At 57.6% G+C, this 14,233-nt stretch carries 15 protein-coding genes; 9 read left to right on the plus strand and 6 right to left on the minus strand.

All coding sequences use genetic code 11. The features are described 5' to 3' along the window. Positions 1-67: 67 nt before the first annotated feature. Positions 68-865, plus strand: coding sequence for a CRISPR-associated endonuclease Cas1 (gene cas1 / locus AB4048_RS19955; RefSeq protein WP_442203726.1), 798 nt, complete (start codon positions 68-70; stop codon positions 863-865). A 117-nt stretch (positions 866-982) separates the two neighbouring features. Here cas1 and AB4048_RS19960 read toward each other — a convergent pair whose 3' ends face one another. After that, on the minus strand, positions 983-2,134 hold the full coding sequence (locus tag AB4048_RS19960; RefSeq protein WP_442203727.1) for a hypothetical protein: 1,152 nt from the start codon (positions 2,132-2,134) through the stop codon (positions 983-985). A gap of 531 nt (positions 2,135-2,665) precedes the next feature. On the opposite strand from AB4048_RS19960, the gene AB4048_RS19965 reads away from it, so the two are divergent. Both AB4048_RS19965 and AB4048_RS19970 read left to right on the plus strand, forming a co-directional pair. Continuing rightward, entirely contained in the window at positions 2,666-3,787 is a 1,122-nt protein-coding gene (locus AB4048_RS19965) for a DUF262 domain-containing protein (RefSeq protein WP_442203728.1), read from the plus strand. 14 nt (positions 3,788-3,801) lie between these two features. Beyond that, positions 3,802-5,211 (plus strand): ATP-dependent nuclease, encoded by a 1,410-nt coding sequence (locus AB4048_RS19970; RefSeq protein WP_442203729.1) that lies wholly within the window; start codon positions 3,802-3,804, stop codon positions 5,209-5,211. Positions 5,212-5,393: 182 nt separating this feature from the next. Here AB4048_RS19970 and gshB read toward each other — a convergent pair whose 3' ends face one another. The 4 genes from gshB to rsmI all read right to left on the minus strand — a co-directional run bounded on the left by gshB (position 5,394) and on the right by rsmI (position 8,306). Further along, positions 5,394-6,341: a glutathione synthase gene (gshB, locus tag AB4048_RS19975; protein WP_442203730.1), complete on the minus strand. Its 948-nt coding sequence runs from the start codon at positions 6,339-6,341 to the stop codon at positions 5,394-5,396. Positions 6,342-6,417: 76 nt separating this feature from the next. Further along, a complete protein-coding gene (locus AB4048_RS19980) occupies positions 6,418-6,921 on the minus strand; it encodes a cupin domain-containing protein (RefSeq protein WP_442203731.1) in 504 nt (167 codons plus the stop codon). Between the two features lie 109 nt (positions 6,922-7,030). Further along, complete coding sequence (locus AB4048_RS19985; RefSeq protein WP_442203732.1) at positions 7,031-7,399, minus strand: YraN family protein; 369 nt, start codon at positions 7,397-7,399, stop codon at positions 7,031-7,033. Then, positions 7,389-8,306, minus strand: a complete 918-nt coding sequence (gene rsmI, locus AB4048_RS19990) for a 16S rRNA (cytidine(1402)-2'-O)-methyltransferase (RefSeq protein ID WP_442203733.1) — start codon at positions 8,304-8,306, stop codon at positions 7,389-7,391. Before rsmI ends, AB4048_RS19985 begins: the two co-directional genes overlap by 11 nt. 254 nt (positions 8,307-8,560) lie before the next feature. Here rsmI and dnaN point away from each other — a divergent pair, with 254 nt between their 5' ends. From dnaN to AB4048_RS20020, 6 genes are all read left to right on the plus strand, one after another. Beyond that, positions 8,561-9,679 carry a DNA polymerase III subunit beta gene (dnaN, locus tag AB4048_RS19995; protein WP_442203734.1) on the plus strand — a complete coding sequence of 373 codons (1,119 nt, stop codon included), beginning with the start codon at positions 8,561-8,563 and terminating at the stop codon, positions 9,677-9,679. A gap of 209 nt (positions 9,680-9,888) precedes the next feature. Next, a complete protein-coding gene (gene pmtA, locus AB4048_RS20000; protein WP_442203735.1) occupies positions 9,889-10,482 on the plus strand; it encodes a phospholipid N-methyltransferase PmtA in 594 nt (197 codons plus the stop codon). Positions 10,483-10,581: 99 nt separating this feature from the next. Next, entirely contained in the window at positions 10,582-11,289 is a 708-nt protein-coding gene (gene pyrF, locus AB4048_RS20005) for an orotidine-5'-phosphate decarboxylase (protein ID WP_442203736.1), read from the plus strand. Positions 11,290-11,320: 31 nt separating this feature from the next. Next, positions 11,321-11,608, plus strand: coding sequence for a DUF1330 domain-containing protein (locus AB4048_RS20010; protein ID WP_442203737.1), 288 nt, complete (start codon positions 11,321-11,323; stop codon positions 11,606-11,608). A gap of 114 nt (positions 11,609-11,722) precedes the next feature. After that, positions 11,723-12,703, plus strand: coding sequence for a complex I NDUFA9 subunit family protein (locus tag AB4048_RS20015; protein WP_442203738.1), 981 nt, complete (start codon positions 11,723-11,725; stop codon positions 12,701-12,703). 270 nt (positions 12,704-12,973) lie between these two features. After that, positions 12,974-13,135, plus strand: coding sequence for a hypothetical protein (locus AB4048_RS20020; protein ID WP_442203739.1), 162 nt, complete (start codon positions 12,974-12,976; stop codon positions 13,133-13,135). Between the two features lie 161 nt (positions 13,136-13,296). Here AB4048_RS20020 and AB4048_RS20025 read toward each other — a convergent pair whose 3' ends face one another. Further along, a complete protein-coding gene (locus AB4048_RS20025; RefSeq protein WP_442203740.1) occupies positions 13,297-14,115 on the minus strand; it encodes an undecaprenyl-diphosphate phosphatase in 819 nt (272 codons plus the stop codon). Positions 14,116-14,233: the final 118 nt, after the last annotated feature.

Below are 14,233 nucleotides of genomic sequence, written 5' to 3' on the forward strand. Positions count from 1 at the left end.
GAAAATGCCAGCGCCGGATTACGCTCAGTAACGCCATGTCGATCACTCCAGAGCCCCCGCTGAAAACATGCGAGGGACGGTTGAAACATGGGTCAATTCTCAATGGAAATATCGGGCTGTGCCGGGTCAGCTCTCAGTGGAAATCAACACAGAGAAAATCCTTTGGCAGCGAGAGACTCGCAATGACGGTGGTAAGCGGCTGCAGTTCTGCGTTGGATTAATAGCCCGCAAACTGGAATATTCGCTGGCCACGCTTCAAAACATGAATTTCCAAAATGACGCGTGGCATACGGCAAACAATTTTCTAGCAATTTGCCTAAATTCCTTCTCCGAGGCGCCCCCGGAATCAGTTCCGGATTTACGCATGCTGGAAGCAAATTGCGCCGTTGCCTATTTTAGAGCGTGGCGTGGCGTGACCATGGCCTGGAAGGGGAAAAGCCGTAAATTCATTCCAGATCATTGGAATGCGTTCGAACAGCGTAGTTCGCCGCTTGTCGCAAATGGCAATCGGAAAGCCCATCACCCCATAAATGCATTGTTGAACTATGCTTATCAGGTTGCGGAGAGCGAACTGCTTATACAGTCGGTTTCGGAAGGGTTCGACCCGACGATCGGCATTCTGCACGAAAGCCAGCCCAATCGAAATTCATTCCTGCTCGATTTGATAGAACTCGAACGGGCCCAGATTGATTTTCAGATTTTCAATTTTGTTCGCAGCAATGTGTTTTCGGCGGACGATTTCACAATTGCTAAAGACGGAACCGTTTTGCTTAATCCGCAATTGGCTCGCTACGTTGCCCTGATGGTGTGCAGACTGCCGCCTAAGTCGATCGAGGAAAAGCTCTGTCTTGAGGCGATTGGTTGACTCCGGCGCATGCGGGACCAACTTGTGCAATTGGCTAAGATCAGGTATTGGGTTTTGCAAGGGATTAAATCCCAACGGAATAGACGGGCTGAGCATTCGGTGCTGCCCAATATATTGCTAGCTGCTTCCCAGTATTTTCTGGGTTGCAGCTGTGGCGGCGGCTTCGATCGCAATATCGCCCTTCCTATCAATATAGCCTAACACTCTTTTAGCGTTTCGCCGGAACCAACCCGGTTTCAGATGCTTTGAAATTTCGTCGGCGAGTCTCGCGAGATCTATATCTGATCGGTTAACAATCTCGCGCATCAGGCTGCAAGTGTCGGCATCATGTTGGTTGCCTTCAACCGGCGACAGCGCTTTCATGCGTTCCAACATAGCAGAAATTGCCTCTTCTAGGCGGTCGGTTTTTGGCATCACCCCGTGGTCATACCCATCAAGATAAAATTTATGCGCGAACAGCAACGTTCTCAGTTGCGTATAAATCAGTCGCACCAATCGTTCCTGTGCCGTTTCTGCTTCGAGCGGATTGGGTGACTTTATTACAAGAGTATCAAAACCTTGGTGATGTACACCAGAACGGATTGTAAAGGCATCCATTTCGTTTCGACTGAACACGGGCCTCATTTGCTTAGCATGCAAAATCGGGGTCTCGGCCGCCGCTCTTATCACCACAAATGGCGACCCGACACCTACGTATAGTGATCCGACGGTAACGATGTCGTAGTCGCCAAGCGAGTCGCTTTTCGTACTGCTGAGAAGATAGGCGTCTCGAAGATAGTCCATTGATCTAACGCTGGGGCGAACCGCAACCCGATCATCCAACAGGTGAAGCGAAACATTCGATTCAAGTATCTGTTTTGAGATTGCCACGGCATCAAAAAAAACTGGCGTTTTGCGAATATCTGCGAGCATCGCAATTTCGTTAAGACTCGCTCTGTTGAGGCGAAATCCTAACTCGAACCTGCCTGCGAACAACCCATCAAAGAAAAACCGTCTATAGATCGGGTAAGCGAGGACTGAACGTTCCCGTTTATGGAGAGCCTGAATAAACTTCAATTCAGGATATCTGATCAACTTTTGACAATCGGCATAGTAATTTTCGCCGATGAAACCATTCCCAGATTTAGTCCGCGTGTGGATCCCGCCAAACCCACGAGCAAACTTGGCTCTTGGGTCAGAACTGCCCCAGGCCGGGATATTTAGTCGGCCCGCATGTTCCCTGTGAAGGATGCGAAAGTCTGCAACCGGAAACGTAACCGAAATGAACATGCCTATTTCAACCTCAATGCGCTGGCCTGCCTATAAAAGAAAGCTGACGCTCAGTAAATCGCCGTCCTGCTCTTGCCGTGCCACAATCGCCGAGCCCATCATTCATAAATGCGCTGTTGAAATAATGCATATCTGGTCGCAGCGAGCGAATTGCTGATCCAAGCAGTCTCTGCCCAATAGAACCTGACGATCTAAATAAGCATGAGAACCAACGAAACCGGAATTCATTCCTGCTGGATTCGATCGGGCTCGAAGGGGCATGCATCGATTTTTCAGACGTTGAACTTTCTCGCAGCAATCTGTTTCGGGGAACGATTTTGCGATCGCGCCTACCGGGGCGGCCCTACTGAGCGCGCGGTTGGCTCGCTATGCTGTGCTCACGGTCCGCGGAATGCATCGACTGTCTGTGCGCGCTAAACCATTATTGGTGGATTGAGAAAAATAGACACTAGCGACCGCCTGTAAGTTGCCGGAAGGTAATCACCGGGCCCGATGCTCCGCTTGACCTTCGAACACAGGACAAATTTCAATATGAAACTTCACCCTTGGGAGCCGGACCTTCGAACGTTGGTTGATCGGATTGACCAAGGCGACATCGACCTGCAGCCTGATTTTCAGCGACAAGAGGTGTGGCCGACAGCCAAAAAAAAACGTCTTATCGATACGGTATTACGAGAATGGTCCATACCCCCAATACATTTGGTGGTGGTAGATGACAACAAGCTCGAAGTTCTGGACGGCCAGCAACGTCTAGCAGCGATCCGTGACTTTCTCCATGGAAGATTCTCCATCGATGGAAAGATAACGCCACCGGATGCGAGAGTGTCCGAGCTCGGCGGGCTCTTCTACGATAAGCTTCCTCCGTACGCTAAACGTAAAATTGATCAGTACACGCTTCGATGCTTTAGGATCACTGATTACCTACCAGAGGAGCCAAGCGAATTATTTTATCGGCTAAATCAACCCACAATGCTTACCGCCGGTGAACAGCGAAATGCTTTGTACGGTCCGGCTAGAGAACAGCTTAAGGAGCTAGTGCAGTTCTTCGAGTCGGAAGGGAACGAGAAATCTACGATTGGGTTTTCGAATGCTCGATTGGCTTACGACGATATTTTAGCGCGTTTGCTCTTTTTCATTGAAGTCAATAATTTTGGCGAAAAGAGCACCGAGTCCCGCATCTCAGAGCGCTTTCGCCAAATTGCTCCCTTTGGCGACTACGCAATCACCCGTTGTCGTATCGGCATCAGTCACTTTTCGCGTTGTAGAGAGCAGGCTTCTCCGTTTCGTTTCAATAAAGCCAGTACACTATCTTGGCTGCTCTTCTTTAGCCGATTTGATACGAATCCTCCCGAAGGAAATCTAGTTCAGGATTTCGTGAACGTGGAAGCGGGACGCGCCGGTATGCAACTGGCGCCCGCGATCGGCCTATTCAACGATCGTGCCAGTTTGCGAGTTACAGACGTCTCGTCCGTCGTATATCGTGACTTTGCCCTAGCCTACTTATATTTTTTCAAAGACTTTCGACATCTACCTCCCAGGATACCTGAAGCAGTCTTAAGTGATGTCCGTAGAGTGGTAGAAGGAGATGGCCTGGACTTCGAATCTGCAGTCGCGGAGTATGTCCGAATTGACGAATGGAGCCGCTCTATATGAGACAGGCTCGGTTGTTGGATTATAGACGCAATTTACTCGACAAACCTCAGCGCTGGTCTGTTCAACTCGACAGATTTGCCTTCAGCGACGTTCCAAGTCTGGGGACCCTCGAGATACCGTTTAACGCGCCACTTACTGTGCTCTGTGGCGCAAACGGCGTCGGTAAGTCCACTGTGCTAGCTGCGCTGCGGATAGCTCTCTGCCTGGACAGGGATACCTATGGATCAAATGTTCGGAAACTTGCAGGCGGCTCTGCCAGCGCGCATCTAGTAGCGGACAAACGCTCATACGAGCTTTCGGTTGAGTTTGGTGGGAGCTCAGCGCGTCGGACGGTCGGCGATGACCAGTTGGTGACCTTCGTGAACACGGGTGCCATCGTCCATCAAATACAATCCGTTTTCTGTGAATTTGAGAATGCCGAGGAGCTGTTGAATGGCGCTGGTTCCAAAGAATTAAGCGGCGGGGACGTTGCCGCGATAAACTATCTGCTCCAGCGCAACTATCGCCGGATATCTTTATCGGAAGTTGAAATAGGAACGGTGGCGCCATTTTTCGAAGTCTCGTTTGAAGACGATAACTACGACAGCCGAACCATGGGATCTGGGGAGCTTGCCGCACTCTATCTGTGGTGGATCATTCAACGCGTTGAGAAGAACTCAATTGTTCTAATCGAGGAGCCAGAGAGCTTCCTTTCTCCAGCGGCCCAGGAAACTATGGGAAATTTCATTGTCGCAAGCGCGGTAGAGAAGGGTTTGTGCATCGTGGCGACAAGCCACTCGGCGCCCATCATTGCTCCACTTCCCAAGCCCTGCGTCAAATTCCTTTATCGTGGCGCCAATGGGCTGAGAGTTACCTCAGAGCCCACACCGTTGTCTCTAAGCAAAATAGGAATCACAACAGCTCCCCGATCAATCGTTTTTGTCGAAGACCACGCGGCGAAAACTTTCACCAAACTACTACTCGAGCGAAAGGACCCGTTACTGGCAGCTACAGTGCTGCTTCAGGTACGACAGGGGGAGGCCGAGATAACGAGAGTCTTGGAGAGTGTTGGTGTTCTTGAGGGTCCCATAAAGCTTCTTGGAATGTATGATGGGGACATGAAGGGGAAGGTGGATAAAAAGAATGAGACTATAAGCATGTTCCTTCCAGGCGCTGAAGCGATTGAGACCGCGTTTATGCGCTTGGTGCAGAATTCACCCCGGGACTTGGCCCTAGCTCAGGGGGTGGGCGAAGAGAAGATCGAGGAGCTTCTTGCGGGATTGCAGGGCGCAAACCACCACGATTGGTATGAGGAAATTAGCAGGGGGCTAGGTCTCACTAAGGAGCAATTGTTCGCCAATCTTTTCGTCATATGGATGCGAAATGCGGATAATGAAAAAGCGGCCGACGCTTGGTACGTCGAGATTTCGCGTAAGCTAAACTAATTGGGTCATCCCGTACTTGTTGCCAGTTTGGCTTTTTTTCTTCTTATCTCCTTACCCCATCTTGCATGGAAAAAAGAATAAAACAAGAACAATTCTAGAACGATTTCGCCCACCCGCTGCATTTAAGTTGCAGCAGGTTGTGTGAGTGGAACAAGGAAGCAGCCGAATTTGGCCGGGGCGGGTCAGGCGCGTTTGGTCTCTATCGCGTCCCAAAGCAGGCTGGCGATGTCCGCCCCGCCGAAACGCTTGACCTCGCGGATGCCGGTCGGGGATGTGACGTTGATCTCAGTCATATAGTCGCCGATGACGTCGATGCCGACCAGCAGGAAGCCGCGTGCTTTCAGCGCAGGGCCGATGCGCGCGCAGATCTCCCGTTCGCGCGCCGTCAGTTCCGTCGCCTCGGCGCGGCCGCCGACATGCATGTTGGAGCGGCTGTCGTGCTCGGCCGGCACGCGATTGATGGCGCCCACGGGCTCGCCGTCGACGAGAATGATGCGCTTGTCGCCCTTGCGCACGTCGGGCAGGTATTGCTGCGCGATGAAGGGCTCGCGGAACATCTGGCCGAACATTTCCATAAGCGACGACAGGTTGCGGTCGTCGCGGGTCGAATGGAACACGCCGGCGCCGCCGTTGCCGTATAGCGGCTTCAGGATGATATCGCCCATTTCGTCGCGGAAGCGTCGGATCTCGGCCGCATCGCGGGTGATCAGCGTCTGCGGCATGAGGTCGGCGAATTCGGTGACGAAGATCTTTTCGGGAGAATTGCGCACCCAGGCCGGATCATTGACGACCAGCGTTTTCGGGTGAATGCGCTCAAGCATATGCGTCGAGGTGATATACGCCATGTCGAACGGCGGATCCTGGCGCAGCAGCACGACATCCATGGTGGAAAGGTCGATGCGCTCGGGCGCGCCGAGTTCGAAATGATCGCCCTTGAGGTCGCGCAGCACCATCGGCTCGGCCGCGGCATAGACCTTGCCGTCGCGCATGCTCAGCCGCTCCGGCGTGTAATGGAAGAGTTTGTAGCCGCGGTTCTGGGCCTCGAGGCTCATGGCAAAGGTCGAGTCGCCGGCAATGGTGATGCCCGACACATGGTCCATCTGGACCGCAACATTCCTGATCTTCGCCATTTCCGTTCCTCGCTTGAATGCGGGACAGATTTAGGTCGCCCCGACCAGAAACGCAACGACATTCACGGCCGCCGCCCTACGCCGCGAGCCCCGAAAGGACGCCCGAACGGATCAGATTTCTGAGGCGGTAGGCCAAGGCCAAAGGCTTTGGGAAGGGCTTGCGGCAGAAGGCGATCTTGCGAACATAGTCATCGATCCGCCAGACCGCCGTCGTGCCGCCGGCGAAATAGGCAACGTCGCCGGCGCCAAGCGTGCGCTCCGTGCCATCGGCGGCTGTGACGTGAACCGAGCCTTTGAGGATGACAACCGTCTCGTCCCAACCGAAGTGCCAGCGGAATTCGCCCGCGGTGCAATCCCAGACGGCCGTGACGGCCGCGTCGTCTCGGCCGCGCGAATGCTCGGCAAACCGTGCAACGGGGTTACCCGCGATGATCCAAGATGGATCGATCGGGGCTGGCTTAAGGCACATGGTTTCAGCCGTGCCCGCGACGAAATTCGGTGCCGGCGGCTCGTTCGCCCACACGGGCACTGCGCGCACCGCGAACGCCGCAGCGGTTGCCGTCATGAGTTTCCAGACCATCCGCATTATCCCTGCCGACCGTATCAACGGGCAAAATGACACAGAAAACGTAGGAGGCGGATGAACCGGAATGCTTGCATTTTAACGATGCGAGCAGACTTCGCGGGACTTAAAAGGCATCCTGAAAATGCTTGGGCCAGCGGCCGGGCAGGATCGCCACGATATCGTATCGCTGCGAAAGCAGCGCATGTTCGGGCCGCCGCGCCAGCCAGAGATCGCTGGCGGCGCGTATCCGGCGCTGGGCGGCGGGCGCCACGGCATCGATCGCCTCGCGCTCCCCCCGCCGGGCCTTGACCTCGATGAAGACGGCAAGATCGCCCTTGCGCGCTATGATGTCGATCTCGCCAAGCCTGGTGCGATGGCGAATGGCGAGAATGCGATAGCCCTTGGCGAACAAGTAAAGTGCGGCGAGATACTCGGAAAGATGCCCTCGACGCCATGCCTTGCGCCGTTTCGCGAGATTGCCGCTACTGTCCATCGCGCGCCTTGATGTCGAGCAGGCGCTGGTAGAGGTCCTTGCGCGGCAGGCCGGTGAGGCGGGCCGCCTCGGCCGCCGCCTTCGCGGTCGGCATGGATTTGGAGAGATCGACGAGCATGGCTTCGAGATCAGCCTCCGGCGTCAGCTTCTCGCCCGGCGGCGCGATCACGAGGACGATCTCCCCCTTGACGTTGTCGACCCCGCTATAGTGCGCTGCGAGTTCGGCGAGAGAGCCGCGGCGGAATTCCTCGAAAGTCTTGGTCAACTCCCGGCAGACGGCCGCCTTGCGCTCGCCGCCGAGCACGTCGGCGGCTGCGGAAACGGTGGCACCGATCCGATGCGGCGATTCGAAGAAGATCAGCGTCGCCGGCACCGCGGCAAGCTCGGCCAGTCGGTCGCGCCGCCCCTTGTCCTTGGTGGGCAGGAAACCGGCGAAGAAGAAGGCGTCGTTCGGCAGGCCGGCACCAACCAGCGCCGCAAGCGGCGCCGAGGCGCCGGGGATCGGCACGACGCGGTGGCCGGCGTCGATCGCCTGAAGCGCGAGCCGATAGCCGGGATCGGAGACCAGCGGCGTTCCTGCATCCGAAACCAGCGCCACCGACCGACCGTCGGCAAGCGCCTGCAACAGCTTCGGGCCTACCTGGTCGGCATTGTGTTCGTGATAGGCGAAGGGACGATTGTCGATGCCGTACCGGTCGAGCAGGACGCGGGTCACGCGCGTGTCCTCGCAGGCAAGCACGTCGGCACCCGCAAGCGTTTCCAGCGCTCTCAAGGTTATATCGCCGAGATTGCCGATCGGGGTAGCAACCAGGTAGAGCGCCGGCGACAGCGGTCGGGCCGGAACGCCGACATTGAAGAGACGGAACGAGCGCGTCTTGCCGCTCTCGCCGTTGTTGTCGTCGCCCATAAAGATCCCGCTATTCGCCTTGTTTCGATTGGATCTTTATGGGCGAGGCGCGCCACTTCGGCAAGGGCTCGGCGATTCTCGCGAGGATCGTCACCGGAATCCCCGAATGCCTTTGGATGACCCGCTATTCCTCTTGCAATTCCGTGCTGAATTCTGCCATTTTGCCCGTCCATTCCTGTGGGCTTGGCCCGCAGCGGCATCCTTCAGGGCGCACCCGGTGCGCCCGGCAGTCACGGTCGAAAGCGGTAGCATCCATGCGCATTACCATTGAGCGTTCCAACTTGTTGAAATCGCTGAACCACGTGCATCGCGTGGTGGAGCGTCGCAACACGATCCCGATCCTCTCAAACGTCCTTTTGAAGGCCGAAGGCGCCAACCTCGACATGAAGGCCACCGACCTCGACCTCGAAGTCACAGAGGCGACGCCGGCCAATGTCGAGCAGCCCGGCGCGACCACCGTTCCGGCTCACCTTCTTTACGACATCGTCCGCAAGCTGTCGGACGGCTCGGAAGTGCTGCTCGCGACCAACAGCGACGGCAGCTCGATGACGGTCGCCTCGGGGCGGTCGAAGTTCTCGCTGCAATGCCTGCCTGAATCCGATTTCCCGGATCTGACGGCCGGCAACTTCAGCCACAGCTTCCGCCTGAAAGCCTCGGACCTGAAGATGCTGATCGACCGGACGCAGTTCGCGATTTCGACGGAAGAGACGCGCTACTATCTGAACGGCATCTTCCTCCACACGATAGAAAGCAAGGGCGACCTGAAGCTGCGCGCCGTGGCGACCGACGGACACCGCCTTGCGCGCGCCGACGTCGACGCCCCCTCAGGCTCGGAAGGCATGCCGGGCATCATCATTCCCCGCAAGACTGTCGGCGAACTGCAGAAACTCGTCGATAGCCCCGATGCCATCGTCACGATCGAGGTCTCCGACGCCAAGATCCGGATGAGCATCGATTCCATCGTCCTGACGTCGAAGCTGATCGACGGAACCTTCCCCGACTATCAGCGCGTCATTCCCGCGAACAACGACAAGGAAATGCGCGTCGATTGCCAGACCTTCGCGCAGGCCGTCGACCGCGTCTCGACGATTTCGTCCGAGCGCGGCCGCGCCGTGAAGCTGGCGCTTTCGGACGGCCAGCTCCTGCTGACCGTCAACAATCCGGATTCCGGCAGCGCCACGGAAGAGGTCGCCGTCGGCTACGACACGGATTCGATGGAGATTGGTTTCAACGCCAAGTACCTCCTCGACATCACCGCGCAACTCTCCGGCGACGAGGCGATTTTCCTCCTCGCCGATGCCGGTTCGCCGACACTGATCCGCGACACGGCTGGCGACGACGCGCTCTACGTGCTGATGCCGATGCGCGTTTGACGACGTCGCATCGGCGCAAAGATGCACTGAATGCGACGTTTAGCCTTGTTTTTGCGCCACTATCCTGCGACCATGACATGAAACTTTGGCGGCGTGACTGCTTCCGGGTTGAATGATTCGGGGGCGATCAGGCAACGTTCCAAGTTCGGCGATGATGCGCGGATGCGCTCGTTTTCGGGCGTCGTGACAACATATGGTGGAGGCATGCCATGGCGATACGACTGAAGGAACGGCTGGGCAGGAAGTTCGACGAGGAGATCCGTTTCTTCAAGGGCATGATGCAGGGCCCGAAAACCGTGGGCTCGATCGTGCCGACATCTTCGGTCACGGCGCGCAGGATGGCGAGCGTGATCGACACGAATTCGGGGCTGCCGGTCCTGGAGCTCGGACCCGGCACCGGGGCAATCACCAAGGCCATATTGGCGAAGGGGGTGCGGCCGGACAATCTGGTCGCGATCGAGTATTCGACCGACTTCTACCTGCATCTCGTTCGCCTCTACGAAGGCGTGCATTTCATCAACGGCGACGCCTTCGATCTGAACCGGACGCTCGGCGTGCTCCGCGGACAGGTGTTCGATTCCGTCATTTCGGCCGTACCGCTCCTGAATTTTCCGATGCAGGCGCGTGTGAACCTTCTTGAAGACTTGCTCGACCGCCTGCCGCCCGGCCGGCCGGTGGTGCAGATTTCCTATGGCCCGGTCTCGCCGATCATCGCCAAGCCGGAGCGCTATCACATCCGGCATTTCGATTTCGTCGTGCGCAATATCCCGCCGGCGCAGCTGTGGATCTATCGCCGCTCCTGAAGTGCTACCGCAAGACCGAGCGCAATCTTTGTCTTGCGGTTCACGTCGTCTCATGCCACTCCACCGCCATGATGAATTGACCGGGATGGGATGAAACGCATGGGTGCACGCGACCGCCTGATCGTCGGACTGGATGTACCGACGGTGAAAGAAGCCGAGACGATCGTGGCGACGCTCGGTGACGACATCCTTTTCTACAAGATCGGCCATCAACTCGCCTTCGCAGGCGGACTGGAACTGGCGCGGGATCTGGCGAGCAGCGGCAAGAAGATCTTCCTCGACATGAAGTTGCTCGACATCGACAACACTGTGGCATCCGGCGTCGAAAACATCGCGAAGATGGGCATGTCGATGCTCACCCTTCACGCCTATCCGAAGGCGATGCGGGCGGCGGTGACCGCCGCCAAGGGCTCCGACCTCTGTCTGCTCGGAGTGACGGTACTGACATCGATGGATGACGAGGACCTCAAGGATGCCGGCTACGGCACCGACGCGGTCTCGCTGGTGTTGCGACGCGCAGGCCAGGCGCGCGCCGCCGGCATGGGCGGCATCGTCTGCTCCGCCGAGGAAGCTGTCGCGGTCAGGAACGTCATTGGACCCGACATGGCGCTAGTGACGCCGGGCATTCGCCCGGCCGGTGCCGAAAAGGGCGACCAGAAGCGCGTGATGACCCCGTCAGATGCCATTCGCGCCGGATCGAGCCACCTCGTCGTGGCCCGTCCGATCGTCAAGGCGCCAGATCCGAAAGCGGCTGCGCGGGCTATTCTCAACGAGATGCTGTCGGCGCTCTGGCCGGCCAACCACTAAGCCTGTCCAAAACGAGGCAAAGGAGCGAAACATGGCCAAGGGATACTGGATCGCGCGCGTCGATGTCCGCGATACCGAACGCTACAAGGATTACGTCGCCGCGGCAAAGCCAGCCTTCGAAAAATACGGCGCCAATTTCCTGGCGCGTGGCGGCGCTTTCACCCAGCTCGAGGGTCCGTCGCGTGGGCGCAACGTCATTATCGAGTTTCCCTCCCTGCAGCACGCGGTCGATTGCTACAACTCTCCGGAATACCAGATCGCGGCAAAGATCAGACAGCAGATCGCCGACGCCGAAATGGTTGTCGTCGAGGGCATCTGAGCGGCGTTCGGAACGCGCGGCGATGCGGCGCGATGGCACTTCACCTGCCGCTCCGGATCGGCTAAGACGAAGCCAGATCCGATCAGCCCATCCAAGCCTTTCGAGGAGCCTGCCATGACCCTATCCAACCTTCCACCGCTTGTTACCGTGTTCGGAGGGTCTGGATTCATCGGGCGGCATGTGGTGCGGGCGCTTGCCAAGCGCGGCTATCGCATCCGCGTCGCCGTGCGCCGTCCTGATCTGGCAGGCTACGTACAGCCGGCCGGCAATGTCGGCCAGATTTCGGTGGTGCAGGCGAACCTGCGTTATCGCAGCTCGATAGACCGAGCCGTCGAGGGCGCCCAGCACGTGGTTAATTGCGTCGGCATCCTTGCCGAAAGCGGCCGCAATACCTTCGACGCCGTGCAGGAATTCGGCGCCCGCGCCGTCGCGGAAGCGACACGCGCGGCCGGCGCCACATTGACGCACGTCTCGGCGATCGGCGCCAACGTCAATTCCGAATCGTCCTATGCACGGACCAAGGGCCGTGCCGAAGCCGCCATTCATTCGATCAAGCCGGATGCGGTCATCCTGCGCCCCTCGATCGTCTTCGGCCCCGAGGACGGCTTCTTCAACAAGTTTGCCGACATGTCGCGGCTTGCGCCCTTCCTGCCGCTCATCGGCGGCGGAACGACCCGTTTCCAACCTGTTTACGTCGAGGACGTCGCCGAAGCGGTCGCGCGCGCGGTCGATGGCAAGCTCGACGCCGGCAAGATCTACGAACTCGGCGGTCCTGACGTGCTGAGCTTTAAGGAATGCCTCGAGACGATGCTTTCGGTCGTCGACCGCAAGCGGCCGCTGGTGTCAATCCCCTTCGGCATCGCCTCACTGATCGGCAGCATCGCTTCGATGGTTCCGCTGATCACCCCTCCGATCACCCCGGACCAGGTGAAGCTGTTGAAGCACGACAATGTGGTGAGCAAGAACGCGGAAGCGGAAGGGCGCACGCTCCAGGGCATCGGCATCCGCCCGACCCTGCTTTCCTCGGTGTTGCCGACCTATCTGGTCCGCTTTCGCCCTCAGGGCCAGTATACCAATTCCGGCAAGGCCGCCTGAGCTTTTCTTCCGACATTCACGAGCCGCCAGCGTAATCGCCGGCGGCTTTTTTGTGCTCGCTTTCCAGCCCGCTTGGACGGCGTTGCGGCCATTCATTCACAGGTTTTCGTTGCCGAAAAGCCGCACTCGAAAAAGACCGGCATTAACGGCAAATTTAGCGGGAACATTTATTGCTATTTTTCATTCCATTGACTACCTAACCCGCGCGCCCAACGACTGTTCCTAAGGTTTTTTTGCGGCGCGCTGATTTTACGAAGAGGGCATTCTTCCATGGGCAAGTCTATCGCGCTTCTTTTCGGATGTGCGGCGCTGGTTATTCTCGCGGGCTCTTTCATTGCTCCTCACAGCGTTGCCGCCGTGAAGGGTGAATGCTCGCCCGCCTATGGCCTCGACCCCTGCACGACGGCGTCGATCGACCCGACCGGCCGCTAGACCGTTTCCGTTTTTCGTCGAAACACGTAAACGCTCTATCTGTTTGCTTTTACGCAATTCCGGACGGAAAACCGCGTCACGCTTCCCTGAATTGCTCTGATGCAAGAAGGCCGGTTTGCCCGGCCTTCTACATTCCTTTGATTTCACATAGCTTACTATGTTCAGCGGATCGGCAGCAGCAATGCGAGGCCGAGCACGCCGACGATGATGCGCCACCAGCCGAACGGCGCAAAGCCGCGGCGCGACACGAAGTCGAGCAGAGTGCGCACGACGAACAGTGCTGAGATGAAGGCAGTGACGAAGCCGACCATGATCAGCAGGCCGTCGTCCATGCTGAGATCATGACGGCTCTTCCACAGATCCAGAGCGAAAGCGCCGGCCATCGTCGGCATGGCGAGGAAGAAGGAAAATTCCGCAGCGGAGCGCTTATCGGCGCCGAGCAGCAGCGCGCCGACGATCGTAGAACCCGAGCGAGACGTTCCGGGGATCATTGCCAGGCATTGGAAGAAGCCCACGCCGATCGCCATCGGCCACGAAAAATCCTGCGCATCGTGGACCTTCGGCTGCAGTTTTATCTTGTCGACCGCAAGCAGCACGAAGCCGCCGAGGATGAGGACGACGCAAATCAGGCTCGGCGTTTCAAACAGCACGTTCTTGATGAAGTCATGGGCAAGCGCGCCGATGATTGCCGCCGGCAAGAAAGAGAAGAGCACGGCGAGCACGAAATGCTGCGTTCGCGCGCTGCGGGGCAGCGTCTTCACGATTTCGACGAGCCGGCGGAAATAGACCAGCAGAACGGCGAAGATCGCGCCGAGCTGGATGAGAACATCGAATGTTCCCATGGACTTCGGCGACAGGAAGGAACCGGCGGGCAGGAACTGCTGGACCAGAACAAGATGGCCCGTAGAGGAGACTGGAATGAATTCCGTCAAGCCTTCGACAAGCCCGAGGATCAACGCGATAACGATTTGTTCAGCCATAGGATGTCCTTTGTCAGGAGGCAAGGCGGCCCGATTCGCTTGTATTGGCGGGGCCAAACTCCTATAGCTTCAATCAATAAGTCATGACTAGGGCCGAGCCGTATACGGCATGCGACCC

Source organism: Rhizobium sp. RAF56, assembly GCF_052113965.1.
GTDB lineage: Bacteria > Pseudomonadota > Alphaproteobacteria > Rhizobiales > Rhizobiaceae > Rhizobium.

What these genes read in the sequence shown, in the direction of transcription:
- cas1 (WP_442203726.1), top strand. Translation starts at nt 68, where the DNA reads ATGCGAGGGACGGTTGAAACATGGGTCAATTCTCAATGGAAATATCGG.
- AB4048_RS19960 (WP_442203727.1), bottom strand. Translation starts at nt 2,134, where the DNA reads ATGTTCATTTCGGTTACGTTTCCGGTTGCAGACTTTCGCATCCTTCAC.
- AB4048_RS19965 (WP_442203728.1), top strand. Translation starts at nt 2,666, where the DNA reads ATGAAACTTCACCCTTGGGAGCCGGACCTTCGAACGTTGGTTGATCGG.
- gshB (WP_442203730.1), bottom strand. Translation starts at nt 6,341, where the DNA reads ATGGCGAAGATCAGGAATGTTGCGGTCCAGATGGACCATGTGTCGGGC.
- AB4048_RS19980 (WP_442203731.1), bottom strand. Translation starts at nt 6,921, where the DNA reads ATGGTCTGGAAACTCATGACGGCAACCGCTGCGGCGTTCGCGGTGCGC.
- AB4048_RS19985 (WP_442203732.1), bottom strand. Translation starts at nt 7,399, where the DNA reads ATGGACAGTAGCGGCAATCTCGCGAAACGGCGCAAGGCATGGCGTCGA.
- rsmI (WP_442203733.1), bottom strand. Translation starts at nt 8,306, where the DNA reads ATGGGCGACGACAACAACGGCGAGAGCGGCAAGACGCGCTCGTTCCGT.
- dnaN (WP_442203734.1), top strand. Translation starts at nt 8,561, where the DNA reads ATGCGCATTACCATTGAGCGTTCCAACTTGTTGAAATCGCTGAACCAC.
- pmtA (WP_442203735.1), top strand. Translation starts at nt 9,889, where the DNA reads ATGGCGATACGACTGAAGGAACGGCTGGGCAGGAAGTTCGACGAGGAG.
- pyrF (WP_442203736.1), top strand. Translation starts at nt 10,582, where the DNA reads ATGGGTGCACGCGACCGCCTGATCGTCGGACTGGATGTACCGACGGTG.
- AB4048_RS20010 (WP_442203737.1), top strand. Translation starts at nt 11,321, where the DNA reads ATGGCCAAGGGATACTGGATCGCGCGCGTCGATGTCCGCGATACCGAA.
- AB4048_RS20015 (WP_442203738.1), top strand. Translation starts at nt 11,723, where the DNA reads ATGACCCTATCCAACCTTCCACCGCTTGTTACCGTGTTCGGAGGGTCT.
- AB4048_RS20020 (WP_442203739.1), top strand. Translation starts at nt 12,974, where the DNA reads ATGGGCAAGTCTATCGCGCTTCTTTTCGGATGTGCGGCGCTGGTTATT.
- AB4048_RS20025 (WP_442203740.1), bottom strand. Translation starts at nt 14,115, where the DNA reads ATGGCTGAACAAATCGTTATCGCGTTGATCCTCGGGCTTGTCGAAGGC.